General features: G+C 57.0%; 12 protein-coding genes. All 12 read right to left on the bottom strand.

Annotated elements, in window-relative coordinates; translation table 11 throughout:
• Position 1 precedes the first annotated feature (1 nt).
• The 12 genes from purF to alr all read right to left on the bottom strand — a co-directional run bounded on the left by purF (position 2) and on the right by alr (position 15,061).
• On the bottom strand, positions 2-1,531 hold the full coding sequence (purF, locus tag QOL67_RS16855; RefSeq protein ID WP_283427153.1) for an amidophosphoribosyltransferase: 1,530 nt from the start codon (positions 1,529-1,531) through the stop codon (positions 2-4).
• Positions 1,532-1,783: 252 nt separating this feature from the next.
• Complete coding sequence (locus tag QOL67_RS16850; protein WP_283427152.1) at positions 1,784-2,059, bottom strand: GlsB/YeaQ/YmgE family stress response membrane protein; 276 nt, start codon at positions 2,057-2,059, stop codon at positions 1,784-1,786.
• A 21-nt stretch (positions 2,060-2,080) separates the two neighbouring features.
• Positions 2,081-3,343, bottom strand: coding sequence for a TAXI family TRAP transporter solute-binding subunit (locus QOL67_RS16845; RefSeq protein WP_283427151.1), 1,263 nt, complete (start codon positions 3,341-3,343; stop codon positions 2,081-2,083).
• A 135-nt stretch (positions 3,344-3,478) separates the two neighbouring features.
• Entirely contained in the window at positions 3,479-4,033 is a 555-nt protein-coding gene (locus QOL67_RS16840) for a CvpA family protein (protein WP_283427150.1), read from the bottom strand.
• A gap of 39 nt (positions 4,034-4,072) precedes the next feature.
• Entirely contained in the window at positions 4,073-5,458 is a 1,386-nt protein-coding gene (gene radA / locus QOL67_RS16835) for a DNA repair protein RadA (RefSeq protein WP_283427149.1), read from the bottom strand.
• Positions 5,459-5,475: 17 nt separating this feature from the next.
• Positions 5,476-5,910 carry a paraquat-inducible protein A gene (locus QOL67_RS16830; protein ID WP_283427148.1) on the bottom strand — a complete coding sequence of 145 codons (435 nt, stop codon included), beginning with the start codon at positions 5,908-5,910 and terminating at the stop codon, positions 5,476-5,478.
• 236 nt (positions 5,911-6,146) lie between these two features.
• Complete coding sequence (locus tag QOL67_RS16825; RefSeq protein WP_283427147.1) at positions 6,147-7,415, bottom strand: HlyD family secretion protein; 1,269 nt, start codon at positions 7,413-7,415, stop codon at positions 6,147-6,149.
• Positions 7,416-7,456: 41 nt separating this feature from the next.
• Positions 7,457-9,580, bottom strand: coding sequence for an ATP-binding cassette domain-containing protein (locus tag QOL67_RS16820; protein WP_283427146.1), 2,124 nt, complete (start codon positions 9,578-9,580; stop codon positions 7,457-7,459).
• A gap of 7 nt (positions 9,581-9,587) precedes the next feature.
• Positions 9,588-11,993, bottom strand: a complete 2,406-nt coding sequence (locus tag QOL67_RS16815) for a calcium-binding protein (protein ID WP_283427145.1) — start codon at positions 11,991-11,993, stop codon at positions 9,588-9,590.
• 505 nt (positions 11,994-12,498) lie between these two features.
• Positions 12,499-13,245 carry an ABC transporter ATP-binding protein gene (locus QOL67_RS16810; protein WP_283427144.1) on the bottom strand — a complete coding sequence of 249 codons (747 nt, stop codon included), beginning with the start codon at positions 13,243-13,245 and terminating at the stop codon, positions 12,499-12,501.
• On the bottom strand, positions 13,242-13,985 hold the full coding sequence (locus QOL67_RS16805) for an MlaE family ABC transporter permease (protein ID WP_283427306.1): 744 nt from the start codon (positions 13,983-13,985) through the stop codon (positions 13,242-13,244). The genes QOL67_RS16810 and QOL67_RS16805 overlap by 4 nt, the downstream gene beginning before the upstream one ends.
• Before the next feature lie 38 nt (positions 13,986-14,023).
• Positions 14,024-15,061: an alanine racemase gene (gene alr, locus QOL67_RS16800; RefSeq protein WP_283427143.1), complete on the bottom strand. Its 1,038-nt coding sequence runs from the start codon at positions 15,059-15,061 to the stop codon at positions 14,024-14,026.
• Positions 15,062-15,139 lie beyond the last annotated feature (78 nt).

The raw sequence follows: 15,139 nt of genomic DNA, 5'->3' as shown, positions 1-15,139 counted from the left end.
CTCAGCCCTGAGACGGCGCCACAGAGGCGCTGTTCCAGCTTGCGCCAGGAGTTGGCGCCTCTTCGATCTTTTTGCTCACACGGCTGCTGCCTTCCAAAGCGGCCAGATATTCCGGGGTCACACCGCCGGTGATGTACTTGCCGTCAAAGCAAGAACAATCAAATCGCTCGATCTCTGGGTTGCCTTCTTTGGCCGCCCAGATCAGATCCTCGAGGTCCTGATAGAACAACGCATCTGCGCCCAGCTCTTCACGGATTTCATCCGTGGTTTTGCCGTTTGCAATAAGCTCATGCTTGGTCGGCATGTCGATGCCATAGACGTTTGGATTGGCCACAGGTGGAGAGGCCGAAGCGATGTAGACCTTCTTCGCCCCCGCTTCGCGGCACATCTGTACAATCTTTTTGATGGTGTTGCCGCGCACGATGCTGTCGTCGATCAACAGGATGTTTCGGCCCGCCATCTCGCGCGGAATAGCGTTCAGCTTGCGGCGCACAGATTTTTGCCGTTCTTCCTGACCCGGCATAATAAACGTCCGACCCACATAGCGGTTTTTCACCAGTGCTTCGCGGTAGCGGATGCCAGTGATATTGGCCACCTCAAGCGCTACAGGACGGGCACTGTCTGGCACCGGAATAATCGCATCGATGTCCAACCCGCTGGCGGAAATCTGTTTTGCCAAGGTTTTGCCCATGCGGATCTGCGCCTGATAGACAGACACGCCGTCGAGCACGCTGTCAGGACGCGCCAGATAGACATACTCAAAAATACAAGGCGTCAGTTTGCCCTCCACCGCCTGGAACTCATGCAGGTTGCCATTGAGGTCGACCAGCATGGCCTCCCCTGGCTTCAGGTCGCGCATTTTGTCAAAGCCGTTGATGCCAAACGCCACATCCTCAGAGGCAAAGGCATAATCATCCCCGTCGCCGTCCGCATCCCGTCGTGCGACGGACAGAGGGCGGATGCCATGCGGGTCGCGGAACGCCAACATGCCCACGCCAGCGATCAAGCACACCACGGAATAGGCGCCTTGTACGCGCTCCATCGTCATCTTTACACCAGCAAAGATATTGCGGATCGCATCGGCGCTGCCATTCACCTTGATGGCGTCAGCAACTTTGTCGGCCAGCACGTTCAGAAGGATCTCACTGTCGCTGGTGGTGCGCAGATGGCGGCTGTATTTGCCGGTCACCTTTTCGCGCTGCGCCTCAGTGTTGGTGATATTGCCGTTGTGCACCAGGTAAATGCCATAAGGGGCGTTCACGAAAAACGGCTGTGCTTCCGATGCGGACAGGCTGCCCGCCGTCGGATAGCGCACATGCCCCATCCCGACGCGCCCGGTCAGCGTATCAGCATCAGACGGTTGGAACACATCTTTGACCAAACCGTTGGCCTTGCGTTCACGAAAGTAGCCCCCAGTGTAGGTCACCACACCTGAGGCATCTTGCCCACGGTGCTGCAACATCAGAAGACCATCATAGATCTCTCCAAAGACGTCATGGTTTCGGTTGGCGATCCCCAAAATTCCGCACACAGGCAGGGCTCCCTTTGTCAGGTTAGGCTAATTTGAGTGAGGCTGCGCAACGAGGCACCAACGGTGCAAGTCAGCATGTCGGGCATCGCGGGTGGACAAGGGTTCACTGTGCGCGGTTTGCGCCAGCTAAAAGGGTGGATAAAACCACTGTCCACAGGGAAGCTCCGAATCCTGTTCTCGTGCTAGGCCTCTCTTAAGGGCTCATGACGGGCATGTCACGAAAGGATCACAAAAGCCGCGCCAATCTCTCGTTTAAGCCTTTTTCGCCAACCGGATCAGGATCAGCACCACCGCAGCGCCCAGCATCGATTGAAAAATAGAACTAAAGAAGCCGCCGCCAAACGAGAACCCCAGGAACGGTAATACAAAATTGGCCAAAATGGCCCCGCCAATCCCGAGGATCACATTGCCGATTAAGCCAAACCCTCCGCCGCGCACCATTTTGCCAGCCAGCCACCCGGCCAACCCGCCAATGATTACAGCACTGAAAATACCGGAAAACAGTTGGGCTTCTGTTGTGCCGTCCATGGGGAACTCCTTGCTGGCAGCTTAGCTTAGTTGCAACTCTAAATGTTTGATCCGCTTTTGCACCAAATCAATGTGCATGCGCGCGTGATAGGCGGTTTGGCGGTACGCCGGTGGCAATTTCAATTGTGAAATCCGGTGATCAACAACATCCAACTCTTCCGCCATATCGGCCAGTTCAGTTGCATTGGATCGCGGTCCCATCTGCGCCTCAATTTCTCGAATGCGACCGTAGTGCTTCCACACCTGCCACCCCCGAAAGTAGGCGTACATCATTGGCAGCACTCGCAGAAGAGGCAGCAATAAAAACAGGATCGGCAAGGTCAATAAAAACAGCCGATTAACCTGCGCGGCCATCCAATAGGGCAACAGGTTGTGCCACGTGCTTGGCCCGTCTTCGATCAACTGCCGCGCCACGTTGTTTTCTGGGATGCCAATACCACGTGGTTCGGGAAACGTGTCTCGCGGGGTCAACACATCATGCCCGCGGTGTAGCTCCTTGGCCGCCATGGTCAGCCGGTTCACCAGAGCCGGATGCAAATTGGGATCAATCACCAACTGCGCCTTTAGTGCCAAAAGCTGCCGCGCCTCGCTGGGCTGGACTGGGTTCAGCGATACGCCGCCCGTGGGCACCTCGACCAGATCGGCGTAATCCAAATGCCGCGCAATTGCATCTGTGTAAGACAGGTGCAAAATGTCGATGTCCTCATAGCCAAAAGCTTGCCTCAAATAGGGCGCTTCGATGCTGCTGACAAAGAAGGCCATATCGATGTCGCCAGCGCGCAACGCAAAAATTGCCTGTGAATAACCAACATCAACCAGTGTGTTGGCACTTTTGTCCATGCCAACCGCGTCCTGAAAGTCCGCAAAAGCCACCGCAGTGCCAGAGCCACGTTTTCCTGCGGCAATTGTGAGGTCATGCCATAAGGCCGGATTTTCAGGTATGTCATGGCCGCTGTGTGCCAGGAAAATCATTGGCTCGTAAAACACGCCACCAATCGATTCCGCGGTGCCATCGGTCACGCCAACCCCAGCCTGCAAAAATGCCGCATCCACCAAATCTTTGGAGATCAACTCCGCATTGTCCACCGATCCATTGGTGTGCACAATTTGCACGTCAATGCCATCGCGGGCCAGGACCTCCTGATAGCGCTCCGCCATTAGCGTATACGCTCCTCCTTGAGAGCCGGCGGCCAATTTCAACCTGTTGGGTGGCAGCAGCATATACATCACCAACGACACACAAATCGCTAAACTCAAAGTGGTGATGAATATCCAAAGTCGCATGGTAAAGCTGCCAAAACATTCCGATTTTTGCGACGGTATCTCTCCACTGCCTGGCAAACAAGAGCCCAGAACGCCGCGCAGCAAAAAGCCCGCAACCAAGTGGCGCGGGCTTGTGCATCTTCGGTGGGGGAACGCTTATTGTTCGCAGACGCCCACAAGTTCTTCGTATTGTGCGGTGATCCAACCCAATGCTTGCTGCGGGTCACGGTCATCAATCCGACGTGTGATGCGGCTGAACACAGCAGCAGAGCGGCTGTCATCCACCATCGCCACAGATTGGCTGGTGATCACGGTCTCATAAACAAAGAAGGCAATCGCCACCAATAGGATGCCGCGCAGCACCCCAAAGATAAAGCCAAGCCCTTGATCAATGCCGCCAAGCGCGGAGCGCTGTACAATGGAGGAAAACAGCGGTGTGAACAGCGAGACGACAATCAGCGCCAGTGCAAACACACCGGCGAATGCCGCGATAATCGACAGCTCACAACTGTCTGACAAATACTGTCCCAAAACCGGGATTTCTTTGACCATCGGCTGTATCGTGCCTGCAAACATAAAGGCCAAGACCGCCGCGGCGACCCAACCGGCGATGGCCATACTCTCGCGCACAACACCTCGGCTGTATGCCAGAAGTGCTGAGATAACGATCACGCCCGCGACCACGGCATCAATAATTGTGAAGCCTTCCATGTATTCCCGTCCCCTTTGACCGCCCCGGTCAGTATTTACTCATTTACCTGTTGGCTTGTCAGCCGCTCCGAATACCTCTCCCACAAAGCTTGCCAAATCCCCAATGCGGTTGAGATTGATACCTTCAACTTTCGCGGACTTGCCACCTTTCGGAGCTATTGCGGATGTGAAACCAAGTTTTTGGGCTTCTTTCAACCTATTTTCCGTCTGACTGACCGATCGGAGGGCGCCAGACAGGCTGATTTCGCCAAAAACCACGGTCTCGGCGGGCAAGGCACTGTCTTCGCGCGCGGAGATCAGCGCACACGCAACCGCCAGGTCGGCAGCCGGCTCCGAAATTTTCATGCCTCCCGCCACATTCAGGTACACATCCAGCCCCGCGAAGGGAATTCCACAGCGTGATTCTAACACCGCGAGAATCATCGCAAGCCGTCCGCTGTCCCAGCCTACAACGGTGCGCCGCGACTGGCTGTGCGGTGACGGGGCGACCAGGGCCTGCAATTCAATCAGCACGGGGCGGGTGCCTTCTATGCCGGCAAAAACCACACTGCCGGGCGTGGGAGCACCACGATCTGCAAGAAACAGAGCGCTTGGGTTGGCCACTTCGGCCAGACCCCGCCCGGTCATTTCAAACACACCAATTTCATCCGCCGGGCCAAAGCGGTTTTTTACGGCGCGCAATATCCGAAACTGATGCCCACGCTCGCCTTCGAAATAAAGCACGGTGTCGACCATATGTTCCACAACACGCGGGCCGGCAATTTGCCCGTCCTTGGTGACGTGTCCCACAAGCACAATGGCCATGCCCTTGCGTTTGGCAAACGTGGTGAGCTCATGCGCTGCTGCCCGCACTTGGCTGACAGAGCCGGGCGCACTGGCAACCGAGTCGCTCCACATAGTCTGAATGGAATCGATGATGGCCAGCTTCGGTTTTTCCGCCTCCAAGGTGGTCAGGATGTCACGTAAATTTGTGTCGGCGGCCAAAAGAACCGGGCTTTCGGTCAAACCCAGTCGCTGTGCCCGCATGCGGACCTGTGCGCTGGCTTCCTCACCACTTACGTAGATCGTTTTTACACCTTGCCGCGCAAACCGCGCTGCCGCTTGCAGGAGCAAGGTGGATTTGCCAATGCCAGGGTCGCCGCCCACCAAAATGGCGCTTGCAGGCACCAGTCCGCCCCCCAACACCCGGTCGAGTTCCTTCACGCCACTTAAAGTGCGCGGGGGAGGCGCTTCTTCGGTGCGCAGATCTGACAGCTCGATCCGCCGCCCTTTGACCGCGCCGAGAGAGGAGCCCGCAGGCCCCGCGCCAAACGGCGCTTCTTCGACAATGGTGTTCCACTCGCCGCAGTTTTCACACCGACCGGACCACTTTGAGAACTGTGCGTTACAACTGGAACAGCTGAATTGGGTTTTGCTCTTTGCCATGTTCTTGTTTTGGACCACTACCGCTTGCGGGTCAAATGACTAATCGCCAACGAGGCCAAAACGCAGAAGGTAAACAGGTAGAGCCCCCATCCGGTCTCTACCGTGACATGTCCGGCACCTTTCACAATCACAATGTAGAGTGCGATCAAAAACACATCCGCCATTGCCAGTTTGCCAAGCCATTCCAGCGCCGGCAGAACCTTGCGCCGCATCATGCCAAACTGGATCAAGGCAAGCCCGATCACCTTCATATACGGCGCAAATATAGCCAGAAACGTCACCAGCAATGCCAGGGCCACATCCGTGTCCCATAAAGATTGCAGGCCGGACACAATGGAGATTTCGCTCAGTCCAAACAAAGGCAGCAAACCTGCACGCATCAGTGGTGCAAACCACGCGATGGGAAATAAGATCAGCAAGGATAAATTGGTCAGGCGTAAAGCAGTGATCATGCGGTTAGAGCTATGCGCTGACGAAGGCCTGCGCAAGTTGTTGGAGCGGGGAATTTCTTCCGGCACTTCCTGTTACAACAGCGTGTGGTCCCAGTGACCGAATGGCGTCCGCTTCGGGAGTTGATGTGTGCAGGACTGGATGGTCATATGGCGGAGCACGATTGCGAGGCGGGCTGACAGTGAGTTGCTCTTCTGTTTTTGAACTGTTGCAGCCGTCGCGGTCAGCAAGTCTTACATCAATCCTGCATGGCTTGGCTCAAAAACCGTAAAAAAGGCCCCACCAAATAGTCCCCAAAGGTCAAATGCCGCCCGGTAAAAACAAGGTGCACCGGCATGTCTTGCGCCAAAGTCAGTCGGTCGCCCATCTCCGCTCGCAACGCCGCCTGGTCCTCATCGTTTATTATCGCAATCCCGTCATAGCCCATAACCGCGCCGTCTGAATTGCGTCGCGCTTCCGGGGACAGCGACGTCAAGATCACCCGCACTTTGGGATGGTTCCGTTGCGGCAGGCTTGTGACGGTCAGAACCCCCTCCATGCCCACGCGAAGCTGGTCAATGGCCTGTGGGGATGCCACAAAAGCCACATCCAAATCCCCGTTGGGTCGCGCCAAGGTCAGCACAGTCTCCCCCTTTGGCACCACCATCGTTTCCGTATCATAAGGAAATGCAGCGATAACGCCGTCGTCGGGTGCAACGATGTCGGCTTGTGCGATCTGTGCGGACAGCCGCAGGATCTGTAGCCTCAAGCGGGGAATGTCCTCTTCCAACTGTGCTTGGCGATCCAATATCCGCTGGCGAAACTCCAGTTTTTCGCGCGCCACTTGCAGTCTGGCCTGGGTGGCCTGACTTTCCAGCGAAACAAGTTCGGCCTGCTCGCGCGCCATTCCTGATTCAACACCCAAAATGGCCTCTTTTAGGGCGTCGATTTCGGCAGTTCTCAAAGCCCCCTGCGCGGCCAATGTGACGTAGCGCTCCAACCGCATGTCCATGGATCGCCGTCGCGCATCGAGATAATCTAGGCTGGTCCGAAGGCGCTTTGCGCGTTGCCGGAGAGCAGCTTCCAACGCTGTGGTCATATCCGCGCGCATTTGCAGCGCATCCTGCATGTTTTTCATACGCGCATGAGCCAGTTCGGTTTGCGTGCCAATGGAACTGGAGGTTTCATGCAAGGTGTTGTTCAAGGCCGCGCCAAGAACGGTGCGTTCTTCTTGCATCGGCGCCAAAGCCGCGTGCACTTCTGCCAGTTCCGCTTTTGCATCTGTCACGTCCAGCCGGATCAAAAGCTGACCCTTTACGACCGTCGTGTGTGGCACCACATGCACTTCGGCGATTTTGCCGCCAAATTGGTGCTGAATGTCCAAGCTTGGCCGCCGCGCATCCAAATGCCCACTGGCGGGGATCGATGTGGCGAGCGGGGCCATGGTGGACCATAAAACAAACACAACAATGCTGATCGACAACGACAAAAACCCGAACCAAAGCGGCCGCGTAATTTGGCGAGGCAAGCTGTCAGCCTCTTCGCAAGGCGGGGGGGAGACCACCGGAGTCAATGGGTTGCCATCCGATTGACCGCCATGGGGCGTGTGGAAATGGCGGCGCGGAAAACAGCCTGGCCGTCCACGTTTTCAACGTCAAACCCGTCACTCATCAGGGTGAGTACGGCCAACGCGGCTTCATCACGGGGGAGGTCGGCCATTGGCGCTTCAGATTGATGCAACAGACGTGAAACCTTCTGCATCTTCTGGTCGGCTTGGGTGACCCGGTTTTCAGTCAGCGTGATTTCACAACTGCGGTCATTGAGAAATTTGAAATGATACACTGCTGTCCTTGGTGCATCGTTTGGGCCAGAGGCCATCGCGAGGTTGAACAGCTCACTGGCAACCAGTTCCGCGCGCTGACACAGGTCTGCATCATTGCTGCGATTAAACTGCGCGCCAATCCAATCAGCCAGATCTTGCAAGCTGGTGGGTTGTAATGGCACTTCAAGGCGACGTCTGCCGCCACTCATTCGACCTAACACGTCACTGCGCAGGCCGAAGTCAGCGATGCGCCCGCTTTCCAACGCCAACACATGGTCGGCCAGCCCCATCAATCCCGACCGATGAATAACCATCACTATGGTGGTGTTTTGGTTTTTTAGTCGGGCCAGAGCAGCGCATAGCTGCCGCTCACCGGCGGCGTCCAGTAAAGCATTGGGTTCGTCAAGAAAGAGGTAGCTGGGGCGGTGAAAAATTGCACGGGCCAGTGCGACCCGCTGCTTTTGGCCCGCCGATAATACAAACGGCGTGGCGCCGATGTCGGTGTCATAAGAGTTCGGCAAGGCGGAAATCAACCCGTGCACTCCGGCGGTTTGTGCCGCCGTGATAATTTCTGCGTCCGTGGCTTTGCTGGCAAATCCACAAATGTTTTGTGCCAAAGAGCCGTGATAGAGCTGAGCCTGTTGCGGCAAATAGCCAATATGTGCGGCTTGGCTGTGTTGTGGCAGCGTTCGAATTTCCGTTTCGCCCAGCCAAACCGTACCAATCGGGCAGGGAACCACGCCGGCCAAGGCCTCCAGGAGGGTGGTTTTGCCACTGCCTGATGCCCCCACAATGGCGAGGCAGCGGGCAGATGGCAGGTCAAAGGTGATCCGATCCAAGCGCGGCGGGGCGCCGCCACCTTTCGGGAAAATCACGCCCTCACATCGCAAGCTGCCGTTCAAGTCAGCAATTTCTGTTCCTTCTGAAGAGCGCATTGCTGGTACCTTTTGCAGGGTGGCAAACCCGCGGGTGGCCTGAATAAGATCTGGGATGCTGCCGATGGCCGCCTCAAAGCTGGCAACTGTTTTGGTGAGGATTAAGCTGGCTGCGATCATGCCACCTGCGCTGAGGCTGCCATCGACAACCAGAGCTGCGCCCACACTTAAGCCGAGGAGTTGTGTCAGGTTTCTTAAAAAGGTTTCTAATCCTGCTGTTGTGACCTCTATTGGCGTGAGTTTGTCTTCCAGCCGACTGCGTTGGCTTAGCGTGCTGACAAAACGCTGAAGGACATTGTGCGCCAAACCGGTGATGGCTGGCTGTACGGCCAAGGATTGTGCGTCTTTCAGTGTGCACATTTCTTGATTCCTGGCGCTGGACAAATCGAGCTGTATGGCCTTGCTGCTGGAGTTGGATGTGAGCCGAATTGCCGCCGCAATCGCGATCAGAGTGGCGGCCAGCCCGGCAAACCACGGATGAATAACCCACAAAACAAGAGTGAACACAGGAAGCCAGGGTAGGCTGAGCGCTGCGCGTGCTGCCGGTCCCGCCAAGGCACGTTTGAGATGAGCCACCGAAGTCAGCAAGCCCTCTTGGAGATTGCTTGGTTGCGATAACACAACAGGTGCGCAAAGCCGCTCACACCAGTGCATTGTGCGCTGCAAGCTGAGATCTCGCAATGTGTCAACCACGGCTTGTAGCAGAAGTGCGAGTGCGGCCATACCAAGCAGCAAAATCAATGTGTGCGTGTTCCCGGTTGGCAGAACGCGGTCCAGCACCTGCATCATGAAGATTGGGCTCACAAGTATGGCAAGGTTGGATATGGCGCTGAGCGCAAGCAGCGGAAAGATCAGCCGACGCATGTGATTGAGGGGGGCAATCGACGCAAATGTCGAAGGAGCGACGTCCGCCCCCTCCTGAAACCGATGTGGCATGGTCACCTCACAGTAGGAAATTGCTTTCGTCCAAATCACCCGGATCAACAGACTTCAGGATAAGTCGATCGCCGCTGACTCCCCCAGTGAGCGCACTTAGGTCGATCACCGTGGCCCAGCCTTGATCTTGGATGTGGGCCTGTAAGTCGGTGTATTGAAGGCCATAGCTACTCAGATCAATCACATCGTGGTCCACCTCAAAGTCGTGGATCATGTCGCGTCCACCGCCCGAGTGTGTGACAAAGGTGTCCGCGTCGCCGTCTTGCCACCAGTTGCCGCCCCAGAGGTGGTCATTGCCGTCGCCACCATGGAGCGTGTCTGCGCCATCGCCTCCAACCAGTTTGTCCGCATCTGCCCCGCCGTCCAAAATGTCGTTGCCGTGACGGCCATGGAGGAAATCGTGCCCTTCGCCGCCGTCGCCTGCGTCATTGCCCGCGCCAAGGATAATCTTGTCCGATCCCGTGCCTCCTGTGGCTGTGTCATTACCGCTGCCGCCGAAAATTTGGTCCGCTCCTGTGTCACCATGCAGTAAGTCGTTGCCAGTGCCTCCGTGCAGGGTGTCGTCGCCACCACCACCCATCAGAGTGTCGTTGCCCTCACCGCCTCGCAGCTTGTCGTTGCCACCGTTGATACTAACCACAGCAGGGTCCCGGATCAGGACTGTGCCTTCCGGATCAATCGGGGCAAAGGGATCGGGGGCGCGTGGGTCCACTGCGCCGTCGTTGCTGCCTGTGCTTTGCGCCTCGGCCATAAACTCCGCATAGGCCGCCCCGTCTGCCCAATCCACCTCAACCCGGTAAATTCCACCAGAGGCGCCGGTGGTGCCGTCAAGATCGTGGTCGCCGCGATTCAGGCCAAAATAGAGGTTTCCATCGCCATCCAGGAACACTGCGCCATAAGCGCCTTTGGGCATGCCCGCCGTCATGCCGTCGTCATAAAGCGTCGCCGTGATATCCACCGATGTTATGTGCGGCGCGCCGCCGCTGGGCACATCGGATAGGTCGATCCGGTGCACCGCGCCAGGTTCGCCGTTGCGGCCAGGGGACTCCACTGCGTAAAAAGCGCCATCCTTGGCGTTATAGGCCACGTCATAGGTGCGCCCGCCAAATAGGGCGTTGGGCAAATCAAAATTGGTCGCCACGGGATTTCCGGTGGCGTCCAAATTGTTCACATCTATCATTGTGACGCGGTTCAAACTGCTTTGGAAAGTCCAAAGGTTCCCAACGTCGTCGAAATCACCCACATAGTCAGCCACCGGCGTTTCACCCACGCGGTAAGCTTGGCCTTCCGCGTCCACCATAACCAAGTCGCGGATCGACACGGCGTTGCCCAACGTGTCCACACCGTTGGCTTTGGCGATGCCGTAAATCAGGTCATCTTCGGTGTTGAACCCAATGGCATTGATGCGCAGACCGGTTGGGTCTCCGGCCACTTCATATTGCTCGGTTTCCGGGTCAAACACATTTAACTGACCGTCGATCATCTGAAACAGCTTGGACTGCCCCGGCGCAAAGGCGGCCACCTCCACCGTGTCTCCGCCAACGGTGACCTCCTTGATGTAGCTAAATATGGGACCGTCCATATTGATGTCTGGTCCGCTGTCGGCTGGGGCCACTTCGCGCAGGGTCAATCCGCCTGCGTCCCCGCTACCGGTCACCTCAAAGGTGTGGGTTTCAAACACGCCAGAAGTGGTGCCAACCGTGCCAATGACCTCGCCATTCCAAAGCACTTCGACGCCGCCGCTGGTGGCACCGCCTGACAAATTGGCGGCCATCTCAAAGCTGATGGTGTAGACTTCCCCAACCTGGGTGGTCACCGATTGGGATAATGCGCCTTCCGCATCCGTGGTCCAGCCCGCGTCATGGGCCAGCTGACCCAAAGTGGCCGCCCCCCCCATACCATCGTCCAGCAGGTTTCCGTTTTCCAAATCGCCATACACCAGGTCATCGCCACTTCCGGCATTGATGGTGTCTGCGCCCTTGCCACCTTGAGCCAAATCGTTGCCAGCTTCGAGATTAAGCAGATCGTCGCCCAGCCCGCCGTCCACGGTATCCTGTCCGGTTCCGGCATTCACCGTGTCGGCACCGGCGCCAGAAGACAGGGCATCATTGCCGCCATTGCCAAGCACCACGTCATCGCCGGCGCCTGTGGAAATCACATCGTCATAGGCGCGGTTTTCGGCGTCGCCGTTGTTGATGATGGCATCCGGATTGTAGACCCAACACCCGTCGACAAACACCCACTCGCGGCCCACCATATCGCCGGCGACAAGGTCATTGCCATCCCCAGAGGTCAGCGTGTCGCTGCCCGCGTGGCCATTCACGCGGTCTACACCGTCCCCTGTGGTGATGCTGTCGTCGCCGGTGGTGCCCACAACTGGAGACACCGGCGGCTGCGGCTCGTTCTCTGACATACCCGAATTACCTTTTACCAAAACACAGGGAACATTCTGCGAACAAAAGGTTAGGAAAAGGTAAAGGGCTGGTCGAAGACACCCTTAATGTCTTTCAATCCTTTGGGGCGTCAAATGCTATGTGAGTGATCAAACACAAAGGCCCACAAAAACCAAAAGAACCATCCTAGGGTCAGGCACGATGCCAATAGGTTTTTGAGTTTTTCGTCAGAGACAACGCATAGGTAGAGCAACACACCGCCAACACTGAAACAACCACCGGCCAGACCACCCCAAAACAAAGGAGCAAAAACGTTGCCCCACCAAGTCAACTTTGCTTCCAGCGGGACTTGGGCGGAAACAAAAATTACGCCAAACGGCCAGAAGAACGTTAACGGAGAAAGCAGCATGAGGCTCAAGCCAACAAGCGGGTGCCGGTCAGAGAAAAAGGCCCGCGCGCCGATCCAAATGCTCAAAATGATTGCCACAAAGGGCGTCGCCAAAAAGGTCACGGCAATTGCGGTGTTCACCGTACCGCCTCAATCGGCCCCTCCGCGGAGCCAGAAATAAACTGCGTCAGATAGGGATCGCCGCTGGCGTCCATCTGGCTCACCGGGCCGGTCCATTGGATCACCCCGCCATGCAGCATCGCGACGTTATCAGCAATAGCGCGCACCGAGCTCATATCGTGGGTGATGGTCATTGCCGTGGCACCCATCTCAACCACAATCTCACGGATCAAGTCATTGATCACGCCGGACATAATTGGGTCGAGGCCTGTGGTTGGCTCGTCAAAAAAGATGATCTCTGGCTCCGCTGCAATCGCACGGGCCAAGCCCACACGTTTCTGCATCCCACCAGACAGCTCAGACGGATACAGGTCCGCCACATCAGGCGTCAGCCCCACCCGCCGCAGCTTCTCAATGGCGATTTCGCGCGCCTCGTCTTTGGGGCGCTTCAAACTGCCCCGCAGCAGGCGAAACGCCACGTTTTGCCAAACGGTCATACTGTCAAACAGCGCGCCGCCCTGAAACAACATGCCAAACCGTGCCAGAAACGCATCCCGGTCGCCTTGGGTGGCGTTTTGCCCATCCACAGTGATGCTGCCGCTTTCCGGAATGATCAGGCCCAGAACTGACTTTAGCATCACCGATTTCCCGGTGCCGGACCCGCCAATGATCACCATCGAGCTGCCTTTGGCAATCTCAAGGTTGACGCCCTGCAGCACCTGCTTGGGGCCAAAACGTTTATGCACATTGTCAAACTGGATCATGAGGTAAAAAACAGACTGGTGAGAATAAAATTGGCTGCCAAGATCATCACGGCTGCGGCTTGTACGGAGCTTTTGGTGGCGCGGCCAACGCCTTGCGCGCCGCGTCCGGAATGCATGCCCGCGTAGCAGCCCATCACGGCAGCAATGCCGCCGAACACAGACCCTTTTACCAGGCTGGACACAATGTCGTTGAGTTGCAGGAAGTCTGCGGTGTTGCGAATGTAGGTTGCAGGGTTAAAGCCCAGCGTTTCGGTGGAGACCAAGAAACCCCCATAAATCCCAATGATGTCGCCAATGCCCACTAGGGCAGGCACCACCAAAATAGCCGCCATCACGCGCGGTGCCACCAGGTATTTCATCGGGTTGGTCGACAGCGTGACCAACGCATCAATCTGTTCGGTCACTTTCATCGTGGCAATTTCCGCGGCAATTGAACTGGTCACCCGCGCGGCCACCATCAAGCCTACCAATACCGGTCCCAGCTCACGTACCATGCCAATCGCCACAATCTGCGGCACCACGCTCTCTACCGAAAACCGCGAGCTGCCGTCATAGATCTGCAGGGCCAGCGCGCCACCAGTAAAGATTGCGGTCATGCCCACCACCGGCAGGCTCAGCCAACCAATGTTAAACAGCGCACTCAGAAACTCACGGCCATAAAATGGCGGGCGGAAAATGTGGCTCACCGCGCCCCACACAAACAGCAGCACCTCCCCAAAAGAGGTGAACAGAGCAATCATGCTGCGCCCAATGGCATTTAAAGGAGCCACAACCAGCTTCATGAAAATTTGTACCGGCGCTGATAGCGTTGACCCATCGAGGTCAGGATTTCATAGCCAATGGTGCCTGCGGCATCGGCCAGCGTGTCCACGGATTGGTGTTGCCCAAGCAGTTCCACTTCTCGCGGTATGTCGGACAAGTCCGTCACGTCGATGCCAATCAGGTCCATGGAAATCCGGCCAATCAGCGGGCAGCGGTCCTCGCCAGCAAACGTGGCAACTTTGCCGCTCATCGCCCGCAAAATGCCGTCGGCATAACCCGCCGCAAGTGTCGCGACTTTGCTGTCGCGCTCTGCAATCCAGGCATTACCATAGCCAACGCTTTCACCTTCAGCGACGTCGCGCACTTGGATGACCGGAAGGCGCAGGCTGGCCACCGGGGTCGCGTCCACAAAGGGCATGCCCCCATAAAGCCCAACGCCAGGGCGCGTCAGATCAAAATGATAATCGTCGCCCAACAAAATCCCGCCGGTTGCTGCCAACGAGCGTGGCACGTCCAGCCCATCGGTCATCTCTTTGAACGCGGCCAGCTGTCGCGGATTCATCGGATGCTCGGGCTCATCGGCACAGGCCAGATGTGACATGATCAATGTTGGACCACGCTGCAACACGAGCGCTTTGACCGCGTCCCATTCTGACGCCTCAAGGCCCAGACGGTTCATGCCTGTGTCAAGCTGCACCCCAAACGGATGGGCTGGCAGCGCTTCAACATGGCGTACAATCTGATCCACCGAGTTCAACATCGGCGTCAGGTTCATGTCGCTGATCATATCGGTGTCGCCGCGCATATGGCCGCCAAAGATGTTGATCTCCGGGTCCGGCCCAATCGCTTGCCGCAGGCTGGCGCCTTCTTCGGCGGCGGCAACAAAGAAGCGCGTTACTCCAGCGCGCATCAATGCCCGCGCCACGCGGTCCGCGCCGAGTCCGTATCCGTCGGCTTTCACCACCGCTGCGGTGGTCACTTCCGTCTGTGCATCCAGCGCCCGCCAATTGTTGATCAGGGCGTCGAGGTCGATTGTCAAAGTTGCAGTAGCCATGACGGTGTTTGTTGACGTCTGACCTCGCAAGGTCAAGGCCAAAGGCGGTGCGTTTTTCCCCGTTGCCGCGAACTGTGG

Source organism: Shimia sagamensis (assembly GCF_900182745.1).
GTDB lineage: Bacteria > Pseudomonadota > Alphaproteobacteria > Rhodobacterales > Rhodobacteraceae > Shimia > Shimia sagamensis.
Note: the sequence above shows the minus strand (reverse complement) of the source record. Positions and strands in the feature narration are given on the sequence as shown.

Excerpts from the sequence above, each read along its gene's own strand:
- QOL67_RS16850 (WP_283427152.1), bottom strand. The coding sequence starts at position 2,059 with ATGGACGGCACAACAGAAGCCCAACTGTTTTCCGGTATTTTCAGTGCT.
- QOL67_RS16845 (WP_283427151.1), bottom strand. The coding sequence starts at position 3,343 with ATGCGACTTTGGATATTCATCACCACTTTGAGTTTAGCGATTTGTGTG.
- QOL67_RS16840 (WP_283427150.1), bottom strand. The coding sequence starts at position 4,033 with ATGGAAGGCTTCACAATTATTGATGCCGTGGTCGCGGGCGTGATCGTT.
- radA (WP_283427149.1), bottom strand. The coding sequence starts at position 5,458 with ATGGCAAAGAGCAAAACCCAATTCAGCTGTTCCAGTTGTAACGCACAG.
- QOL67_RS16830 (WP_283427148.1), bottom strand. The coding sequence starts at position 5,910 with ATGATCACTGCTTTACGCCTGACCAATTTATCCTTGCTGATCTTATTT.
- QOL67_RS16820 (WP_283427146.1), bottom strand. The coding sequence starts at position 9,580 with ATGCCACATCGGTTTCAGGAGGGGGCGGACGTCGCTCCTTCGACATTT.
- QOL67_RS16815 (WP_283427145.1), bottom strand. The coding sequence starts at position 11,993 with ATGTCAGAGAACGAGCCGCAGCCGCCGGTGTCTCCAGTTGTGGGCACC.
- QOL67_RS16810 (WP_283427144.1), bottom strand. The coding sequence starts at position 13,245 with ATGATCCAGTTTGACAATGTGCATAAACGTTTTGGCCCCAAGCAGGTG.
- QOL67_RS16805 (WP_283427306.1), bottom strand. The coding sequence starts at position 13,985 with ATGATTGCTCTGTTCACCTCTTTTGGGGAGGTGCTGCTGTTTGTGTGG.
- alr (WP_283427143.1), bottom strand. The coding sequence starts at position 15,061 with ATGGCTACTGCAACTTTGACAATCGACCTCGACGCCCTGATCAACAAT.